This is a genomic window from Reichenbachiella ulvae (assembly GCF_025833875.1).
Lineage (GTDB): Bacteria > Bacteroidota > Bacteroidia > Cytophagales > Cyclobacteriaceae > Reichenbachiella > Reichenbachiella ulvae.
The window spans coordinates 2945693-2966382 of sequence record NZ_JAOYOD010000001.1; the positions used below are offsets into that span (position 1 = coordinate 2945693).

General features: G+C 44.5%; 11 protein-coding genes. 3 read left to right on the top strand and 8 right to left on the bottom strand.

The window, feature by feature from the left end:
* The first annotated feature begins 69 nt into the window (after nucleotides 1-69).
* From N7U62_RS11740 to N7U62_RS11750, 3 genes are all read left to right on the top strand, one after another.
* Nucleotides 70-1461: a sugar porter family MFS transporter gene (locus N7U62_RS11740; RefSeq protein ID WP_264138164.1), complete on the top strand. Its 1392-nt coding sequence runs from the start codon at nucleotides 70-72 to the stop codon at nucleotides 1459-1461.
* Nucleotides 1458-4775: a DUF5107 domain-containing protein gene (locus tag N7U62_RS11745; RefSeq protein ID WP_264138165.1), complete on the top strand. Its 3318-nt coding sequence runs from the start codon at nucleotides 1458-1460 to the stop codon at nucleotides 4773-4775. The genes N7U62_RS11740 and N7U62_RS11745 overlap by 4 nt, the downstream gene beginning before the upstream one ends.
* A gap of 406 nt (nucleotides 4776-5181) precedes the next feature.
* The gene (locus N7U62_RS11750) at nucleotides 5182-7632 is read left to right on the top strand and encodes an RICIN domain-containing protein (RefSeq protein WP_264138166.1); all 2451 of its coding nucleotides are present in this window, start codon (nucleotides 5182-5184) and stop codon (nucleotides 7630-7632) included.
* Nucleotides 7633-7776: 144 nt separating this feature from the next.
* Here the strand turns inward: N7U62_RS11750 and N7U62_RS11755 are convergent, their stop codons facing one another.
* From N7U62_RS11755 to N7U62_RS11790, 8 genes are read right to left on the bottom strand one after another with little or no spacing between them, the layout of a single operon-like run.
* The gene (locus N7U62_RS11755; protein WP_264138167.1) at nucleotides 7777-10788 is read right to left on the bottom strand and encodes a glycoside hydrolase family 2 protein; all 3012 of its coding nucleotides are present in this window, start codon (nucleotides 10786-10788) and stop codon (nucleotides 7777-7779) included.
* Between the two features lie 26 nt (nucleotides 10789-10814).
* Nucleotides 10815-12134: a beta-propeller domain-containing protein gene (locus tag N7U62_RS11760; RefSeq protein ID WP_264138169.1), complete on the bottom strand. Its 1320-nt coding sequence runs from the start codon at nucleotides 12132-12134 to the stop codon at nucleotides 10815-10817.
* 11 nt (nucleotides 12135-12145) lie between these two features.
* A complete protein-coding gene (locus N7U62_RS11765) occupies nucleotides 12146-13537 on the bottom strand; it encodes a glycoside hydrolase family 88/105 protein (RefSeq protein ID WP_264138170.1) in 1392 nt (463 codons plus the stop codon).
* Nucleotides 13538-13561: 24 nt separating this feature from the next.
* Nucleotides 13562-15634 (bottom strand): beta-galactosidase, encoded by a 2073-nt coding sequence (locus tag N7U62_RS11770; RefSeq protein ID WP_264138171.1) that lies wholly within the window; start codon nucleotides 15632-15634, stop codon nucleotides 13562-13564.
* A gap of 25 nt (nucleotides 15635-15659) precedes the next feature.
* The gene (locus N7U62_RS11775; protein WP_264138172.1) at nucleotides 15660-16280 is read right to left on the bottom strand and encodes a sulfatase-like hydrolase/transferase; all 621 of its coding nucleotides are present in this window, start codon (nucleotides 16278-16280) and stop codon (nucleotides 15660-15662) included.
* A gap of 35 nt (nucleotides 16281-16315) precedes the next feature.
* The gene (locus N7U62_RS11780) at nucleotides 16316-17098 is read right to left on the bottom strand and encodes a sulfatase-like hydrolase/transferase (RefSeq protein ID WP_264138173.1); all 783 of its coding nucleotides are present in this window, start codon (nucleotides 17096-17098) and stop codon (nucleotides 16316-16318) included.
* Nucleotides 17095-17865 carry a rhamnogalacturonan acetylesterase gene (locus N7U62_RS11785; protein WP_264138174.1) on the bottom strand — a complete coding sequence of 257 codons (771 nt, stop codon included), beginning with the start codon at nucleotides 17863-17865 and terminating at the stop codon, nucleotides 17095-17097. The genes N7U62_RS11780 and N7U62_RS11785 overlap by 4 nt, the downstream gene beginning before the upstream one ends.
* 17 nt (nucleotides 17866-17882) lie before the next feature.
* Nucleotides 17883-20669 (bottom strand): glycosyl hydrolase, encoded by a 2787-nt coding sequence (locus tag N7U62_RS11790; protein ID WP_264138175.1) that lies wholly within the window; start codon nucleotides 20667-20669, stop codon nucleotides 17883-17885.
* Between the last annotated feature and the right edge of the window lie 21 nt (nucleotides 20670-20690).

Here is a 20690-nt window from a genome sequence, read left to right on the forward strand (position 1 = left end):
ATCCTTTCAAAAAAAATATCCATACCACAGACCAAGCTTAACTTTATTTTTGCAACAACACTTCCAATTATGAAAGCAAACAATTACACATTTTTATTATCCATCTGCTCAGTGGCTGCCTTAGGAGGGTTCCTCTTCGGGTTTGACTGGGTCGTCATCGGAGGGGCTAAACCGTTCTATGAATTATTCTTCAAGATTTCGGATAGCCCGGGTTTAAAAGGCTGGGCCATGAGCAGTGCCCTGATCGGCTGTGTGGGAGGTGCTATAATAGCCGGTGCTTTCTCAGATCGCTATGGTAGAAAAAAGCTTTTGATAGCAGCGGCAGTACTATTTATCATTTCTGCATACGGTAGCGGTATCGCTAGCGACTTTTCGATTTTCATCCTGTACAGGATCATCGGAGGGTTAGGAATAGGGATCGCTTCTACACTGTCACCCATGTATATAGCAGAAGTTACTCCAGCAAAAATACGAGGCATGTTCGTCTCTATCAACCAATTGACCATAGTAGTAGGCATATTGGCAGCTCAGGTATCTAATATGCTAATAGCCGAAAAAATTCCTGACTTAGCTACTAATCAGGAAATACTATCCAGCTGGAATGGCCAACATGGCTGGCGATGGATGTTTTGGGCAGAATTGATCCCGGCCTTCCTGTTTTTCTTCTTTATGTTTTTAGTCCCAGAAAGCCCTCGCTTTTTAATCAAAGCAGGACAAAAAAAGAAAGGCACCAAAATCCTAAGCAAAATAGGTGGTGCAGCCTATGCAGACAAAGCTCTGATCAGCATAGAAAACTCACTCTCCATTGACGACTCTAAAGTATCCAACCAACTCCTCACTGATAAAAGATTTTTGTCCATATTGATCTTAGGAGTAGTACTAGCTTCTTTCCAACAATGGTGCGGGATAAATATCATATTCAATTATGCACAGGAAATATTTCAATCCGCAGGGTACTCTATCAATGACATGTTTTTCAATATCGTACTCACTGGCAGTGTCAATTTGGCCTTCACGATAGTGGCCATGCTGTTTGTAGATAAACTAGGAAGGAAAAAGCTGATGCTCTTTGGGGCCGGTGGGCTCACGATCATATACATCATACTAGGTTGGTTCTATTACATCGACTTCAATGGCTGGCCTATGCTTGTTCTCGTAATCACAGCTATAGCTGTTTTTGCCGTATCACTGGCCCCAGTAACCTGGGTTGTACTATCAGAAATTTTCCCTAATAAAATCAGAGGCAAGGCCATGTCCATTGCCACGCTTTCACTTTGGGTATCATCTTCACTTCTGGTATTAACATTCCCTTATCTCAACGAGACACTTAACACATCGGGCACCTTCTGGGTATACAGCGGGATCTGTCTGATGGGATTTATTTTCATTCTCAAAAAACTTCCTGAAACTAAGAATAAGTCTTTGGAAGAATTAGAAGAGGTTTTAATGCAAGAAAAATGAACAAAGTACAGATCTGGCAAGAGAAAATCACGATACCTACCTATACCACAGGCAAACCTGAAAAGAACCCTGTATTCATCGAAAAAAGGGTATATCAAGGTAGCAGCGGATCGGTATACCCTTACCCTGTCATCGAAAAAATACATGACGAAAAAATAGACAAAGCGTACAACGCCGTTTACCTGGAAAATGAATTTGTCAAAATCATGATTCTTCCAGAAATAGGCGGCAGAGTACAAATGGCCTATGACAAGACGAAGCAAAGACATTTTGTCTATTACAATCAGGTAATCAAGCCCGCGCTGGTGGGACTAACCGGCCCCTGGATATCAGGTGGTATAGAATTTAACTGGCCTCAACATCACAGACCGACGACATTTGATCCGGTAGATTTTCATCTGGAAGAAAACGAAGATGGTAGCGCGACGGTTTGGTGTAGCGAGTTGGAAAGAATGTTTCGCACCAAAGGAATGGCGGGTTTCACCCTTCATCCAGACAAGTCCTATCTGGAGATCAAAGTGAAGCTATACAATAAGACTCCTTTTCCTCAGACCTTTCTCTGGTGGGCCAACCCTGCCGTGAAAGTGAATGATGACTACCAGTCGATATTTCCACCAGACGTACATGCGGTCTACGATCATGGAAAAAGGGACGTTTCCTCCTTTCCAATTGCTAAGGGTACTTATTACAAAGTAGACTATTCGCCGGGCACTGATATCTCTCGCTACAAAAACATCCCCGTACCCACCTCCTATATGGCGGTGGCTTCTAAATACAATTTTGTGGGCGGCTATGAGAATGACGTACAGGGTGGCATATTGCACGTAGCAGATCACCATGTATCGCCAGGCAAAAAGCAGTGGACCTGGGGAAATGGAGATTTTGGTCAGGCATGGGATCGAAATCTTACAGATGAAGACGGACCTTACATCGAGCTCATGTGCGGAGTATACACGGATAATCAGCCCGATTTCTCCTGGATCATGCCCAATGAACAACGAGAATTCACTCAATACTTCATGCCTTACCGTGATTTGGGCGTAGTGAAAAATGCGACTAAAGATGCTATGGTTAATCTGGAGATGGAAGAAAATACCGTTTCTGTCAAAGTTTATACCACAGGAATTTACCCTAATTGCCTGGTAGAATTAAAAAGTGGCGACACGATTTTATTCAGTAAAACCTATGACGCCTCGCCAGCCAACTCATTCTGCCAAAAACACGAGCTACCCAATGGCATTAAAGCAGAATCTCTGTGCGTAGTAGTATCCGACAATAAAGGTGCAGAAATAGTCTCCTGGCTATGGGAAGGCCCTAACAAAAGCGAAATACCAGAACCTGCCAAACCCGCCCTGCAACCCAACGAAATAGATAGAAATGAAGAATTATTCCTGACGGGGCAGCATATCGAGCAATACAGACATGCCACTTATAGCCCTGTTGATTATTATGAAGAAGCCTTGCGAAGGGATCCGGAGGATATCCGGTGCAATAATGCCATGGGACTGTGGTTTCTCAAACGTGCCAAATTCGAAGAAGCTGAAAAACACCTAAGACAGGCCGTAGATAGAATGACACAAAGGAACCCCAACCCTTATGATGGGGAGCCACTTTACAACCTGGGTCTCTGTCTGAAATACCAGGGAAAACTAAGTGAAGCCTATAATCATTTCAATAAAGCCACATGGAATGCGGGCTGGCAAAACCCAGCGTACTATTCTGTGGCTCAGATAGACTGTATGGAGCAAAATTGGTCACTGGGCCTGGCGCACATTGAAAAGTCGCTGATCAGAAATATCAACGACCAGAAAGCGCTCCATCTGAAAACAATTATCCTGCGAAAATTGGGCAAAAAGGCAGAAGCAATGCAGACAGCTCAACAATCCATTGCCGGAGACGCATTTAATTTTGGTATCCTGTACGAGCAATACTTGCTTATGCGATCGGAAAAGGCCAAAACTGAGCTCACGACACTTATCAGGGACAACATTCACAACTATATAGAATACGCATTGGACTATGCGGCTGCAGGGTGTTACCAGGAAGGAATTGATTTGTTAGAGCTGGGATTAAAAACATCTCAATCCAACTACCCTATGGCCTTGTATTACATTGGATGGTTCTATACCTTTTTAGATCAGGATGAAGAAGCGCTTCAATATTTCGATAAGGCAGCAATAGCCGATCCGGCTTACTGTTTCCCTAATCAGATCGAATCAGCAATAGCCTTGAAAAAAGCGCTGCAACTGAACCCCTCAGACGCCAGAGCCCTTTACTTTCTGGGCAACTATAGTTTCTATACCAAACAATACGAAGATGCCATTGGCTACTGGGAAAAATCGACACAACTGGATGCTAAGTTCCCAACTGCATTCAGAAATCTGGCTCTGGGTTATTTCAACAAACTGAACCAGGAAGAATCAGCACTGAAATATTTGGAAAAGGCCTTTTCACTGGACGAAACGGATGCCCGGATATTCATGGAACTAGATCAGCTGTATAAACGAATGAATAAAGATATTTCCTTCCGCCTAGAGCTGATCGAAAAGTATGCCGATCTGGTAGACTCCAGAGACGATGTTTATTTAGAAAAAATAGCTCTATACAATATAATTGGCCAGCACGAGAAAGCCTTCCAGCTCTTACAAAACCGGAAATTCCACCCATGGGAAGGTGGTGAAGGAAAAGTAACGGGACAATATGTAGCAACTTTGATCTCTCTGGCCAAAGAGGCTCTGAAAAACGCCAAATGGGATGAGGCAATCAGCTACCTCCAACAATCGATGGAGTACCCTCACAACTTAGGAGAAGGAAAGCTGCATGGTGCGCAGGAAAACGACATCTATTATTGGATGGGTATCGTCCTTCAGAAAATGGGAGACACGGGAGCTGCCGTTGAATGCTGGAAAACCGCAAGTTCAGGTAATGACGAACCTCATGCGGCGGTATTTTACAATGACCAAAATCCTGACAAAATCCTGTATCAGGGCCTGGCACTACTCGAACTTGGTGAGAAAGACAAAGCCAATCAAAAGTTTGAGAAGCTCATCAGCTACGGTGAAGCTCATTTGAACGACCATATCAAGATTGATTACTTCGCTGTTTCCTTACCCGATCTAATGATCTGGGAAGACGATTTGGACAAACGAAACCAAATCCATTGTCACTACTTGATAGGGTTAGGACATCTCGGACTCAAAAATACTTGCGAAGCGCAAGAGCAATTCCACAAGGTGCTCGAACTGGACAAATGCCATTTAGGGGCCATTACCCATCAAAAAATGGTAAAAATGGAGAAAGAGATTAATCCTTAAACTGAAACAAGTTACATATCTCATTTATATAAAGGTAGGCAAGCCGCTTGGATTGCCTACTTATTTTTTATCAACACTTAAGCAGTTCTATTCACATATCAAAACTGCAAGCCACTATGGACTAATAAATCATCACATCAGAAAAACACATAATACCGTTACAAACTATAATTCAACTCATTTTGTTCTATAACTTCTGATTCCTGTATGATTTCTAACACTTTACATCATACTAAAATCCTAGTTTTATCAATATTTCATTGAACACAAATAGTTCAACATGAGGCAAGTACGGTTAATCTGAACATATAATTATCCATATCTTCAAATTGATTGTCCATAATTCGAGTTGTTCATTTCTGTATCATTGAATTTCAATCATTTTTTAATAAAACCGTTTTATAAGATGAAACAACTAAAGACTACTATTACTATTCTTTTTACGGTGGCTATTTCGCTGATGTGTCACGTCAGCGCCTTTAGTCAGACGATCCAAAACGACGAGTTTTGGCATGACACGAACGGCAACCCCATCTATTCACAAGGGGGAGGCGTTCTGAAAGTAGGCAACACCTACTACTGGTATGGGGCGAAGTACAGAGGTGCTGAGACCTATTACAACAACCCCTTTTCGGGCAAGAATGGCGACACTGAATTTCTCTCGATCACTTGTTATTCTTCAACTGATCTGGCCAATTGGACTTTTGAGGGAGACATGATCACGCCTGCTCAAGGACTACAAGCCGGATGGGTAGGTCGAATAGGTTGCGCCTATAACGAGCCTACAGGCAAGTATGTACTCATCGCTCAAATGTATCCCAACCTGGCATTTTGCACGAGTGATTCACCTACAGGTCCATTCACCCTGGCAGCTACTCAGACGTCCATCGGCAATGTGGTTAATGACATGACGGGTGACCAATCAGTATTTACTGATGATGACGGGCAGGCCTACCTGGCTTTCTGCAATGTGCAAGGAAGAAACAACCAATACGTCGCACATCTCCGTCCTTCTGATTATTTGTATGTAGAACCAGCCACTCGAATCCACAGAGCATCTTCAGGACGTGAAGGAAATGTCTTGTTCAAGCATAACGGCACCTATTACTTTATCTCATCTGATCTTCATGGCTGGAACACCTCACAGACTTACTTTATTACAGCCTCCAATATTTATGGTCCTTATTCCAATGAGTTTGTAATCCAGGGAACAGAAAATGATTACTCTCACGTAACACAGAGTGGGCTTGCATTTTCAGTCAATGGATCATCTGGATCTTTCGCCATGTTTGGAGGGGATCGCTGGGCAGACTTTGCCGGCAATGGCGTAGGGTACAATCAATGGATGCCGATTTCATTTAATGGCACCACCCCTATTTTTCATTCTCTAAGCCAATGGAACGTGAATGCATCAGCAGGTACCTGGTCTGTGGGTAGTGGCAACAATTACATCCTCAACCCTAACATTGAAGCGGATAGAATCAATGTAACTGATGTGACTGGCTGGCCAGGCTGGGTAGATAGTGGCAGCAACCCTAACGGAAACCTTCAGGACAGCCATGATCCGGGACGCTTCTGTTTAGAGCAGTGGAGTTCCAGTGCTTATCAAGCCGGTATGTATCAGAACATTTCATTGCCTAACGGCACCTATGACCTGAAAGCATGGGTAAAAAGCAGTGGTGGACAATCATTTGCACGAATCTATGCGAAGAATTATGGAGGAAGCGAAAGACGCTATTCTATTAATCAATCCATAGGATCATGGACAGAAATCAGTATTCCAGATATCGAAGTGACCAACGGTTCGATTGAAGTGGGCGTGTACTCCAACGCCAGCGGTGGTCAGTGGATCAATGTGGACGACTTTAGTCTGATATCTACAGGAGGCGGAAACAATTGCCAGCCTACAGCCATCACAGCCTATGCGCAAGTGAATGGTGGATCGTGGCAAGGAAGCACGAACCTTACCGTTAATTCTGGAGACGAAATAAAGTTTGGCCCACAGCCTGTTTCGGGTGGATCATGGTCATGGAGTGGATGTGGCACATCAGGTTCATCACGTGAACAAACAATCTACCCGACAAGTTCATGCTCAGCAACAGCAACATTTACGAACAGCTGCGGCACACAAAGCTCTGTCACTTTTAACATAACTGTGCAGGGCAATTACTACCAAATACAAAACCGTGCTACTGGATTGTACCTTGATGGCATGGGACGCACCACTAATGGAGATCCCTGTGGGCAATATGCAAACACGACTCATGTCAATTCACAATGGGAATTGATAGACACAGGTGATGGATACAGTCAACTGAAAAACAGAGGTACTGGGTTATTCCTCGATGGTATGGGGCTGACCAACAATGGTGCGGACTGTGGGCAGTACGCTGACACGAATCATCCCAATTCGCACTGGGACCTGCAGCAGTACAGCGGCAGCTACTACAGACTACAAAATCGAGGTACCGGACTATTCTTGGACGGAATGGGTTATACTGGCAATGGTGAAGTAGTAGGCCAATGGGCCAACACTACCAGCCAAAACGCACAGTGGCAATTGATCAATGTAGGCTCCAGTGCCCGTATGGGCAACGAAGTAAGCGAACCTCTCAACCAGACGGACAAGATCCAATTCTACCCCAACCCAGCAAACGATGTTTTGAATATCCAACTGGAGAACAATGATGGTTCGGCTCTAGCGAAGATTTTCAATATCTCTGGCCAGGTAGTTTTGAATAGTCAATTGACTGAACAGGTCAACTCTATTAACATTCAAGACTTTCAGGCTGGAACTTATTTCATAGAAGTAAGATCAACCTCAGGCATCAACCGATTCAAGTTGATCAAGCAATAATGCTTTGCGAGTGAATTAGATTTCTCAAAACGATTATATAAAAATGTCCACCTCATTAACTGGGTGGACATTTTTTATTTAGTACTGTTTGATCAGTATCAATGAGTCTTATATATGGAAACTCTTACATACTTAAGCTATCAACTACTCTTGATACACTTCTATCTCAACAATACTCAATATTCCTTCTGGAGGCTCTTCTTCTCTATACCCATCTTTCACCAGATCTTTTTTACCTGTGATCTCGACAATATTAAAAGCATCCTCATTGATCGTAGTACCGATGAGTTTGACGGTCAGGTTATCTCCTGAGACAGGTTCAAACGGAATCGTGATATAACCCAGGCTTCTTTCTGTATTGCCTTTGAACACCGTCTTGTCACCCACTTTTATTTCGATGGGGTAGCTCCTTCTTCGCCAAGAATTCATTTTCAACACTACCTCACTGACCTGGTAGCTTGAATCAAATTGGTATTTGATCCAACCTTGTTCTAGAATATTATTATTTGACCAATTGCTTAATTCATTGTCATCAAAACTCTGCCTGGCTTGATCACTATTGATTCCGGCTGTTGCAGAAACAATCTCAACTGGTACTCGGGTCACCTCATACGAAGGCTCCAGGGGTGTAGGACCTCTTTCCAGATTGGAAGGAAGGTCAGCCCCCGGTAGCTTATCACTAAGTCCACCTTCTACCTCTATTGGTTGAGTCTTTAGTTTTATGGAAGCCGAATTGAGTCCTTCCGATTTTGCCGTCAGACTAATTTTACCAGCCTTGGTAGTCGACCGGATCAGCACTCTATTCACGCCCAGCTCTACTGGTAGCTTTTTAGATAGAATATAATTATCCGGCCCTTGTGCGATTCCTCCCAGCCATTCTGCCTGACCGTCCAATGAAAAATCGATCTCATTAAAGGCAATTGGATTTCTGCGACCTTGTGCATCTACCACCTCCACTTCGATGAGGGCCATGTCTGCTCCATCGGCTTTAAATCCAGTCGGGTTTGTCAAAGTAGTCAAACGAATAGCCACCGGCTCACCTGCTGTTACATTTTCGTCCTCACAAACAGCCTTACCCGACTCATCATAACCTACCACTTTAACCGAACCTTCTTCCCACTTGATATCCTCAAAGGTGAAAAGAAAATGATAGCTCCTTTCTCCAAAGCCCTTAGACTTACCATTGACAAAAAGCTCAACCTTTTCTGCGGAGGAAACTGCATACATGTCTTTGACTGTTCCCTCTTTATAATTCCAGTGTCCCATAAGGTGGGCCATTCGGCTCTCGGTATCTACCCAGCCATCCCACATCACCTGATGTGCATAGAAACCATCCTTCGGAATCCGCATCGGATCAGCCTCTCCACTTCTGCGGTAATTTTCAGCACCTCTATAGTGGGTATTGGTATCTGTAAAAATGATATTGACACCACCTGAACTCACTCTCTTTCCGGTACCTGGTCGTTCTCTCCAGTAGTCATACCATCGGATCACATCTTCTTTGGCATGAGAGTCCTGGTTTCGATTGTAAGGACTCGCATCTTTGACTTTGGTTCCATTGATATTGGTATGATCTGTCCCACCATCACCGTCTTTGTGATAGGGCGGGCTAAACTCATCCCAGTACTTTCTCAAGCCTTCGTCTCTGGAGTACTCAGTCGCCCAAAAGGGGATATCTGCACTCTTGTTGATGTAAAGCATTTCACCTCCATATTCGGCCACTTCACTGTCCAGCATTTCGCGGCTACCTGCTGCCCGGCCTCCATATGGATCGTATTGGTCACGCACATCTTTGAGTTCCTTCATGTGAACCTCGCTGATGCTTTCGTTCCCTCCTTCATAAAAGACAATACTGGGATTGTTTCGATTATAAATGATCGCATCTCTCATCAGTTCAACCCTTTGCTCCCATTGTCTCCCTTTCACGTCTTTTTCTGCATCACCTGCAGGCATGGCCTGCATCAAACCTACCCGATCACAGGACTCCACATCCTGCTTCCAGGGTGTCACATGCATCCATCGTACCAGGTTGGCATTGGTTTCTACCATGAGTCGATTGCTATAGTCGCTGAGCCAGGCAGGAACACTCATACCCACCGCCGGCCATTCGTTACTTGTGCGCTGCGCGTATCCTTTGACCATAATCACTCGGTCATTCAACTTGATCATGCCATTGGCAAATTCAGTTTTGCGAAAACCTGTAGTAGTCTTCACCTCATCTATCACTTGGCCGTCCATCTTTAGTCTTGTGTAAACATCGTAGAGATATCCATATCCCCAACTCCAAAAATTGAGACCCTCAACCATTGCAGAAGCCTTTGCTGTGGCTACTCCACCGGGAGATATCGTTACACTGTTTCCATCCATCACCTTGATGGTTTCCCCATCCATATCCCGTATTTCCACCTGATATTGAAAGGTTTTTGCTACTGCATATTCATTCTTTACTTGAGATTCGGCAAAGATGACGGCTTTACGCCCAGGGATATCAAATTCGCGTGCATATACATATACGCCAGTGGTCCCTAAGGTAGAGAATAGAGGAAGAGTCTGGTACAACCTATCTGAAACATGCAGATACACATTTTTAGGAAGTCCGCCGTAGTTGGCATTGAAATTATCGTTGTTCCATTGATGTTTCACGCCTGTGTGAAGTTCCTTATAATCCCAGGAATTGTCTGTTCGGACAGCCAGGGTGTTGCTTTCCGAACCAAAATTGACCAGTTCACTGATATCAAAGCCAAAAGCCATCACACCATTGTCGTGGTGACCAATGTATTGGCCATTTACATAAAAATCTCCGCCCTGTCTCACTCCTTCAAATTCCAAAAACACCTTTTTTCCTTCAAGGTCTTTAGGCAATTGGAATTGTTTGCGATACCAGGCTATACCTGTACTCAGGTTATGAATGTCATTTTTGTAAGCCTCGTTTTCATTCCATGCATAGGGCAGTGTCACTTCTTTCCACTGGTCGTCGTTGTGACCTACCTTTTCAGCCCCTTCTGGATCACCTACAAGCAGTTTCCACTCTTGATTAAAATTGTATTTCGTCCGCAAATCTGCAGAAGGGTTCTGAGCGCCCCCTTCTGAAAAATAGAATAGCGTCAATACTAGTCCTAATAAGGCTTTCAATTTTATACTTTCCAGAAATTTCATAATACAGTCTTTCATTCAAAAAGGAATCAAGGTATGGGGATGACACAAATATTCATCGATCGGCCATCCTCGGACAGCATGGCCGATTGGATTTCAATTTTCGTCCCATCCGGACTAAAAGTTGGGTGAGGATGATCTGCAGCGGTCGATTTATGTCCAGTAGATAAAAGGGTCATTTCTCTTGTGTCCCGATCTATCAAATAGATATTTCGGCTAAAATCATCACCCACGGCATACTTCCCATCAGAAGAGCCATGTACATGCCACAGTCCGCTACCTTCCTTGGTCTGACCGGCAATAGTCATCTCTCTTGTGTTGATATTGACGATACCAAGCCCGGTTGGCTTCTCCCTGGTACCGCAAGGGCCCCATTCAGTTTCTTGTCCAGGATTGGCACCTTTCACATCCGTTCCCTCTGGTTTTTCCCCGGTAGATTCTGGGATTTTGCGATGTCCCATGATGGCGATTGCTACTTCATCCTTGCCTATTACTGCCTCATGTGTGACCCATTCGTACGGAGACTCTGGATATAAGGGACGCAAACCTGTGCCGTCTGAATTAACGATCCAAGTACGCTGTGGCGATTTCCCACCCGTTTCCCAGCAAAAAATAATCTGACCAGGCACCCATGGGTTAGATTGAATATGCCCAACCTGAAAAGGAACAGAAACCACATATTTCACCTCTCCTGTTTTGACATTCATGCCCGCTATTCCACCAGGGCCGGCCCCCATATTCCTGGGACCAAAATCTTCTTCAATTTCCGTCCCCTCTGGCAAATTCTTTAGAGCAGCTTCGCGTCCAGCTCTGAACCAAACCCACTCTTCATCCGCATCTAAGGCCATGTCTCCGCTCGCTCCTAACTCCGAAGGGGTCGTCCCACAAACGCGCTGATATTTCCTGGCCGATTTGAGTTTTCCTGATGCGCTGTCAGCGAATAGCTTTTCCAGATCGACCTCCACTACGTCCATTGCATCATCAGTTGATTTTCGCATGAAGTAAAGCTTCATGGATTTTCTGGCGACACAGAGCATGCGATAGTAGCCTCCTTCGGTCACTTGTACGATATCTCCTGTTTCTTCATTTACAGCCATCGCCTCACCTTTGACCCGATTGGAGCGAAAAACCACCCACTTCCCATCAGCAGTCCATTGATTGTGAGTCGGATATATCTTAGAGTCTCCTGCCGGGGTACTGGTGAGGAATATCAGCTCGTTTCCAGTCACAGGATCCTTGATCACTTTTCTTTCGGATGGAAAACGAGTCCCAATCTGACTGAAAGCCAACCCAGAAGTGGCTACTATGACGGTTACTAGTAGTATTGCTTGTAATGTTGCTTTTATCATAGTCTCAAGAATTACTGTTCGCTAAAAATAGGTTCGTCAGTGTTGATTTCCTGATTGTAAAACTGCACCGCACTGTCATTCATTTTTGGATAGTTTTGATCCAACAGCGTGATCATCTCAGCACCTGCCAACAGCACTGGACCATAGCCATGAGCCGCATAAACATTGACAGGACGGTAGTAATAAAACGCCGGATCGAACCCCATCCCTGTTCCTACACAAGTGCCTTCCACCTGTCCTCTTGCATTTACCTTGGAGGCAATGGCATTCCATGCCAGACAAACCATCGGGCCATAAGCTTTTGCATCTACATATCCTCTGTTGATCGCTCGAGCTATCGAATAGGTAAATATGGCCGTAGCAGACGTTTCCAGATAAGAATCATTTCTATCTAGCAACTGATGCCAAAATCCTGATCCAGATTGATATTGGGATAAACCGTAAATATGCTTCTGCAGATACTCCAGCACTTTATCTCTTCCTTTGTAATCCTCTGGCAATACTTCCAACAACTCGACCATCGTCATGATCGCCCATCCGTTAGCTCTGCCCCAGTGAAACTGTGGGTGCTCCTTCATATCTATGATATAGGCATGCATGTACAGCCCTTTCTCATGATTGAACATACGGTCAGAAAACTGAATGACCTGTTTTACCGCATCGTCAAAGTAGCGATTGTCCCCGCTATACTGTCCCATTTGTGCCAAAGCAGGCACGCTCATAAATAAATCGTCCAACCAAAGCGAATTTTTCATAGGACGATTTCTGGCAAGCGTACCATCTTCCAGTCTCAGCTCTTTATTGCTGATGTAGTCCATATAATTTGTAATCATCGGATCCAACTCTCCCTCAAAGCCATAGTCCTTAGATTTGATCATGGCAGCACACATGGCACCTGCATCATCCAGTGCGTGAGGGTGCAACACCGACCTGATCGGATGACGAAAACCAGATTGCTTTTGCTCAAGCTTCATTACCTGTGGATACAACTCCGCCAAAAGGTTCATTCTATCCAAGGTGTATTTGGCATATTTAGGATCATCGGTATTTTGAGAGGCGAGCAGCATACCCGCGTATGTCACTCCCCACTCATAACTTACCGGTCTGAAGTCCCCCTGTTCGAAGGCTATCTTTTGATCCGACTTGATTTTATTGATTTTTTCAATCTTTTCTCCTGTTCCCAGATCTATGACTACCGAAGGAGTAGTGCTTTCCAGGTATTCATACACCCTATCGAGCGTAGCTACAATGGACTCCTCCGAAGGAATACCGTAAGGCGTGTCATAATCGGGTTTGGACAGGTGCAAAGGCGTGTTTACGTCGTTGGCTTTTTGCGCCTGAACAGTAGTAAATGCTGACGCGATAGCCAGCATCAGAATGAATGAATTTATTTTCTTTAACATTACTGAAAGATTTTATTTCGTTAACTATTTCAATTTCCACACAAGCACATCGGCCGTGGATAGACCCTGATCACCGATCAGGATTTTGGCATTAGCTGGTAATTGCATTTTATAATCTTCATTGGAGTAGTTCATAGCAATACCAAACCCGTCACGATACTCCACAATGACCCCCTTAGGGTAGTTCTCAATCGCTATTCCCAACTGCTTATACAGTTTCTCCAAAACAGCGTATTCCAGTTTACCCTCATGACTATCGGCTCCTACGTAGGTCACGCTTCCTTTTCCTAGTTCATTGAAAGTGACAGCCGCCTTGCCTTGATAAAAATCACTGGCGTATTGCCCCCAGGTCTCGGTACCTTCATTGGGCTTGAGTACATCCCCCCAACTTGTCCAGGAGAACTCTTCCCCTTCAAAGGCCACTGAATTTGAATCATATGATCTCAGGAGATCGTAAAATTCTATTTCGCTTCCGATCAGCTCATAGATCGGTGCTGCATGACTGGCCTCCCATAGGTGCCCCTTTTCGTCCTGATGTCCAGTTCGACAAGACATCACCAGATGCCCCCCATTCTTCACATATTCAGTTAATTTTTGAATCAAACCTCTATCCATTTGCTGATAGGCGGGCAATACCATGACCGGATATTGGGAAAAATCAGAAGTATCCCGAATGAAATCAACGGGAGCTCCAAAGGCCTTTAGCGCTTTATAATACTTCAGTACATGCTCTTCCGTATTCCACACTTTGGTTTGTTTGTTTTGATTGATGGCCACCGTATTGTCTGGATCATAAAGGATGGCAGTTTTTCGATCGAGGTATTCCTGAGGAACTATGGATTTTTTATAACTCTTTCTCAACAGTTCTACTTCCTCGATAAATTTCTGATACTCTAATCCCCCTCTGGTAGGTGTCACTCCATCAGGCCCTACTATACCGTAGTGGTACTGCTCATAGCCATAGATGGGTGCTCTAAAACGATAGGTACAAGTAAACTTGCTCCCACCAGCAAAGACATGCCACAACCATAGACGTACTGCTCCTGGCAGAGGCTGGGAGTTGATCTGTCCCCAATTGACTTGTCCAGGCTGTAACTCCATAACACCATAGATGGGACTTAGTGGACGGAAATAATCATTGGCCATAGCAATCCTAGAGTACTCACCTACACGATACCCTTTCGGGCCTATGCCTTTGTGATCCCCATATACCATGTAGCGGGTATAGGTAATAAAATCCAGTTCCTGACTCTTGCCAATAAAACTGGCACCATACATCGGAATATAATTGGTGGTAACCCACTGATCTGAAGAAGCGTGCTCTCGGATAGTAACTGCCTGCTGATCGAGGAAACTCGCCGTTTCTTCATTGCAAAATCGATTGTGATCCAGACGCTGGTAAAGGTTCATGCCCCATTGTCCATGTTTAGGGAGATTGATTTCAGAAAAATCACTGTAGGTTCCACTCCAGAAATTGGTTCCCCAAGCCGTATTGAGCGCATCAATGCTCTTGTATTTTGCCTCCAGCCATATACGAAACCTCTTTACTGCATCTTGGCTATAATCCACTACAGGGCGCGGCTCATTGTCCAACTGCCAGCCCATGATTCGATCATCCTGACCATAGTGTTTGGCCAGCTCTACAATCAATTTTTGAGAATATGCTCTATAGAACTCGTTGGAAAAAGAAGCATGCTGACGTGAGCCGTGATCCATAGTGGTGCCATCCTCATGAGTGATCAGAATATCTGGATGCTTTCGAACCAGCCACACAGGTGGAGTAGCTGTAGATGTACACATGATGACTTTGAGGTCGTGCTTAGCGGCCAGGGCAACTGCCTTGTCCAACCATTCAAAATCATAGACGCCCTCTTGTGGCTCTAGCTGGGCCCAAGCAAATTCAGCGAAATGGGTAAACTCAAAACCCATATCTGCAATTTTCTTTAAATCACGATCCCACTGTGACTCCTCCCAGTGCTCTGGATAATAGTAGGCACCGACACTTGTCAGTTGATCTGTTGGAAATGCTTCCTTAAGTGATTGGGCAAAGCTGCTCACACTGCCCATCAGCAAAATCGCGATAATAATTTTTCTCATATCAAATTCTCGTTTCTCGTAACTATTAATCTCTAAACTCAAATACCTCAGAAGGAGTGCGAGCTTTATTCATCAGACCTGATAGAAGCGCAACCTTTGATGTGTTTTCATCCGCCAAATCCCTCGACTCAGAAGGATCATCTGGTAAATAATATAACTCTTCGGTAGTATTAGCCGAATCCAGGAGGTTATACTTCACCAATTTCCAGCCATCACTTATCAAAGCTTGACGTCCTCCTAACTCATAAAACTCCCAATACAAATATTCGTGCTTCTTTTGATCTTCCGTCTCACCAAGCAAAGTGGGGAGAAATGATATGCCATCAAGATTGGCTGGTAGCTCTGCGCCCACTATGTCTGCTATGGTAGGCATCACATCCCAAAAAGCTGAAGGATGATCTGTTTGCAAAGCCGGCTCAACCTTTCCAGGCCATCGGACAATCATAGGTACCCGAATACCTCCTTCATAAAGGTCACGCTTATACCCTCTAAATGGACCGTTGCTATCAAAGTAATCCGGATCAGCCCCGCCCTCCTGGTGTGGACCATTGTCCGAGGTAAATACGACGATCGTATTTTCAGCCAAACCAAGCTCCTCCAATTTGGCCATCAACTCTCCAACCTCTCGATCGAGCACTTCTACCATGGCGGCAAATGCAGCTCGAGGTTTCTCTGCCGACCCTATGGCCCCATTCTGAATCGCTCCTCTCCATAATCCACTCCGTCGTAGGCAGTCTCAGGATCGAATTGGCCTGCATATTGGTTCAGCTCTTCTTCAGGTACTTTCATTTCTGCATGCGGCAAGGCGCTGGCGTAGTACAAAAAGAAAGGACTCTCTGCATTGTCCTCTAGAAACTTGAGTGCTTCCCGATGAATGAGGTCAGGTGCATACTGCTCTTCCTGCCCATTTCGATTCCCTGTCAAAACAATCTTTTCATCATTGTGCCAAAGCTGGTCTGGAAAATAATGGTGCGCCAGTGTCTGGCTATAAAATCCATAAAACTCGTCAAAGCCTTGTAAGTTGGGATCTCCTTCGGTATCCAGGTAGCCTAAACCCCACTTGCCAAAAGCTCCAGTCACATACTCACTTTTTTGTAGCATCTCTGCCAGGGTGTAAGCCTCCGCTTCTAATGGCCAATTCCCTACGGGCTCCACCCGAATATTGCCTCTAACAGGCGTATGCCCTGTCGTCTGTCCTGTGAGCAGTGCTGATCTGGATGGCGAACAAACGGTACTGCCTGCATAGTGCTGGGTAAAAAGCATCCCTTGCTTTGCCAGTCGATCTATATTCGGGGTTTTGAACTTCTGCTGACCATAGCAACTAAGGTCTCCATAGCCCAAATCATCAGCCAATATATACACGATATTGGGACGAGAGGCTTCTTGTTTGCAGCCTACCAGTAGCAGCACAAAAACCATCAATAGTGAGTAGGTCCAATAGAACATTCTGGCTTTAATCATCATTTTACTAAAGCTGACAATCCACAGTCCTCCAATTTTTTAATGGCTTCTGACACCAATTCAGCATTAATTTTGGCACCTGCCTTATTGGTATGAGTATGGTCCTCTATAAAAAGTTTTTTTGTCACATAGTCCTGTCCTAATTCTTCATACTTAGTCGCTACCAAATCATTTAGATCTATGAAATAGGCCCCTTCCATTTCGGCAGCCTCTTTGGCCCATTGGGTATAGTCATTGGTATTGCGTGTGATTTTTCCATCCTCCCATATGTTCCTGGCGACCAGCGAACAGACAATAGGAATGGCTCCTTTTGCTTTTGTGTCAGCCACGTATTTTCTAATGTACCAACCGTAGGACTTCACGATCTCACGACGTTTGGTCAATATATTATCTATTTCCTCTGTCTCTTCACCATTTCCTTTGATGGTACCTCTTGCTCTAAAATCATCATTGACAGGGCCCGAATCATTGTGACCAAACTGAATGATCACGTAATCGCCTTCCTGCAATTGATCATGCACATCATTCCATCTCCCCTCCTGGATATAGGTACGGCTACTTCTTCCTCCCATGGCTTTGTTGACCACAGAAACTTTCGTCGTATCCAGCTCGTCTGACAAAAAGGAACCCCATCCCCAGAGTCCGCCTCCTCCTTTTCCACTGCCGCATCTCACAGTAGAATCTCCTACCAGATAAACCGTAGGCTTCTCAGGTGGCACTAATCCTACAAATAGCAATGCGATGGTTAATATTTTAGATAACAATGTCATTTCAATAATTATTTTTATTAGTTAAATGTCTTTTCTTCAAGTTCCACCAGCTCTACTGGACCTAACAGTCCAGATGGTTGAGCCTCCCAATGATCCGCATGAAATAACTTATCCTCACCTCTATTTTCTGCATCATGGGCGGGAAAATTAATGTTATAAAAGCGCTGATACGTTTGTCCAGACTCGTCCATGTGCTTGATCCTATTAGCCATCAGATTGCTGACGAGTACTTTTAGTTCATTGGTTTCCTTCAACTTTTCACTCGGAATGGTCAGCTCATAGACTGGCCCGATCAATGTCTCAAGGTATGCTCCATTGAGATAGACTTGTGCACTCTCATGCACTTTACCAAGACGGATTTGGTAAGCGGCTGCCTTCTCTGCAGGCTTTTCGAAAGTAGTGGTATAAGTAGCTGTTCCAGAAAACCTGGATGCTTTGACATCCTCAAATTTCGTCCATGAGGATAGGCTCGATAGCGTTCGACTCTCGGGCAAATCAGGGCCGCCCTTCGTAAATACTACCTCCCATTCACCCTTGATTTTTTGCGTTTCACCTTCTGTATAGTAGGAGAAAGAATTTCCTTCAAAGGGTGTTTCAGCACAAACAACCAAACAGCTTTCGCCAGGTGCCAACTGCAAATACACCGATTGTCCATTGGTTTGAGCGATTCCTTTTTCCCCTGTCATAGGATCAAACAAATAAGCATGAGCTGCTCCCTTGGCCATTGGTACCCACTGATCGATTCTCTCCTCGCCCCAATTAGCTATCAGATAAAGGGTATTCCCCTCGTATTTCTTCCGATTGAATTGCAATCCCAACTGGGTCATGGATTCGACAGGCAACTGAACCACTGTTAGCAATTCTTCTAATGATGAGGCGACAGCTGCCGTAGCTCCCATCTTTTCTTTCAAACTAAGCAGTTCCTGTTGCCTTTTCTCAAGATCATTTAACCCTGGAACATCCTTTGGCATATCTCCATGAAAAAGCACCTTAACTCCTGCATTAGCCGACTCAAGCAATTTACGCATGGTTGCCACTGGGATATAAGTGGTTTTTGGGATCAAAATGGCCTGATAAGCATTGCCTTGACTCACAATCTGATTGGCATCCACCTTGAGATTAGCAATCTGTTTGTCAGAAATCAAATCAAATGCGACTCCTTTTTCTAAGAGGGTATCACCTAACAATTTGACTTGAGATTTGTAAAAATTGCCTCTAATATCAAAATGCTCTAGTAATCCATGTCCGCGCTCTGCATAGCGATCATAAACAGGAAAATAAACCAAAACATCATTGTCCGGTTGGCTATTCTGCATGAATGACTGAATTCGGGCGATATATTCGTTCAGTTTCGAAAAATCATCCCACCAGGTATTGCGGTCATTGGCATGGATAGCTGCGTAAAACAACCAGCCTGGCCATACTTCATCATCCGGACTATAGGCCGTACCATGATAAAACACATGATTAACCCCTCCTAATAGATACCTCTCCAGGTTTTTTCTGATATCCGCCAGTGAAGATTGAAAATGATCATTCAGCCAGGTAGCTGACTCAGATGAGCTCAACCTTTTTCCATTCACATTGGCTGCAGATGAGGCAAACTTGATCTTTAGTATTTCTGTACCTTCGGTCTCTGGGATGTCCACCTGCGCATACAGATCCAAAATATTAGCGGGTGAGCCATGTGCCTGATTGCGAATGATGGCGTCATATTGTCTCGACCATGATTTCCATTCGTTGGTGAAGTTTTCGCTGATCAACTGCTCTACCGTAGCACGGTAGTCCATCAGTACTCTCTTGCTGGTCTCTCCTTCACGTTGACCTAACAATTCTGGCAAATAGCCTCTCAGGTCATACCCATTCAACTGCTGAAAAGCATCGAACATCTCAGGGGTCCAATCTGCCTGTCCTCTGGCATCATCTACTTCATAAGAATCATTAAAAAATGCCCTGAGAGTTCCTAAATCGCAATCCTTGAATGCAGAATCAAATTTCGAAAAATAGACCTGAATGGCCGATTTAGAGAAATGGTCAATGACATTGCCTTCACCAGCCGGAGCAGCCCGCTCTACCATTTTGCCATGCCATCCCATAAACAAGGCATACAGTTGCCATTCGCCATCAGGTGCAGTCCAATCTAGCTTGCCATTTTTCACACGGTCAGTGAGGTTCAATGTGTTACCTGCTTGGTCATAAGCCATCAGGCAAATCAACGGTAGCTCCTTTTCAAACTTCACCTGATCCAAAGCCAACTCCTGTAAATTATCGTTCGCAGCAATAGGAAACTTGATTTGATCTATCCCAACGGGATCTCCTACCGCCCTTACCATAGGCTGCTGGATATATTGGATTTTTTCCTTGAGTGACTGACCTGATTTCAAAACATAGGTTTTATGAAGGACATTCCTCGGCGCTTCATTTTCTCCAATCCAGGGGCCTCCGAATGGCCAGCCTGTTCCGGTGGCCATATCTACTCCCAGTCCAAGTCTTTCAGCTTCTTCGAGCGTGTGAACAAGCATGTCCACCCACTCTTCGCTAAGAAAATCAATGAACTGATCCTCCTGCCCTTTCACTCCGAAAATGGGAGTAATTTCTACTCCACCAAATCCAACTTCCTTGAATGATTCAAGCTCTGATGTTATGCCCTCTTTGGTCACAGCACTCCCATGCCACCACCAGCGAGTCCAGGGTTTGGTCTCTGCTGTGACCTCCGGCCAATCAATTGCCAGTGGTTTCTCACGTTCCGTACATGAGGCCAATAATAGAAGAACAAATAGAATTATGTGTTGTAGTCTTGTCATTCGTATTAGTGTGTTTGTCAT

Coding starts and splice junctions, on each gene's coding strand:
- N7U62_RS11740 (WP_264138164.1), top strand. CDS start 70: ATGAAAGCAAACAATTACACATTTTTATTATCCATCTGCTCAGTGGCT.
- N7U62_RS11745 (WP_264138165.1), top strand. CDS start 1,458: ATGAACAAAGTACAGATCTGGCAAGAGAAAATCACGATACCTACCTAT.
- N7U62_RS11750 (WP_264138166.1), top strand. CDS start 5,182: ATGAAACAACTAAAGACTACTATTACTATTCTTTTTACGGTGGCTATT.
- N7U62_RS11755 (WP_264138167.1), bottom strand. CDS start 10,788: ATGAAATTTCTGGAAAGTATAAAATTGAAAGCCTTATTAGGACTAGTA.
- N7U62_RS11760 (WP_264138169.1), bottom strand. CDS start 12,134: ATGATAAAAGCAACATTACAAGCAATACTACTAGTAACCGTCATAGTA.
- N7U62_RS11765 (WP_264138170.1), bottom strand. CDS start 13,537: ATGTTAAAGAAAATAAATTCATTCATTCTGATGCTGGCTATCGCGTCA.
- N7U62_RS11770 (WP_264138171.1), bottom strand. CDS start 15,634: ATGAGAAAAATTATTATCGCGATTTTGCTGATGGGCAGTGTGAGCAGC.
- N7U62_RS11775 (WP_264138172.1), bottom strand. CDS start 16,280: ATGGTAGAAGTGCTCGATCGAGAGGTTGGAGAGTTGATGGCCAAATTG.
- N7U62_RS11780 (WP_264138173.1), bottom strand. CDS start 17,098: ATGATGATTAAAGCCAGAATGTTCTATTGGACCTACTCACTATTGATG.
- N7U62_RS11785 (WP_264138174.1), bottom strand. CDS start 17,865: ATGACATTGTTATCTAAAATATTAACCATCGCATTGCTATTTGTAGGA.
- N7U62_RS11790 (WP_264138175.1), bottom strand. CDS start 20,669: ATGACAAGACTACAACACATAATTCTATTTGTTCTTCTATTATTGGCC.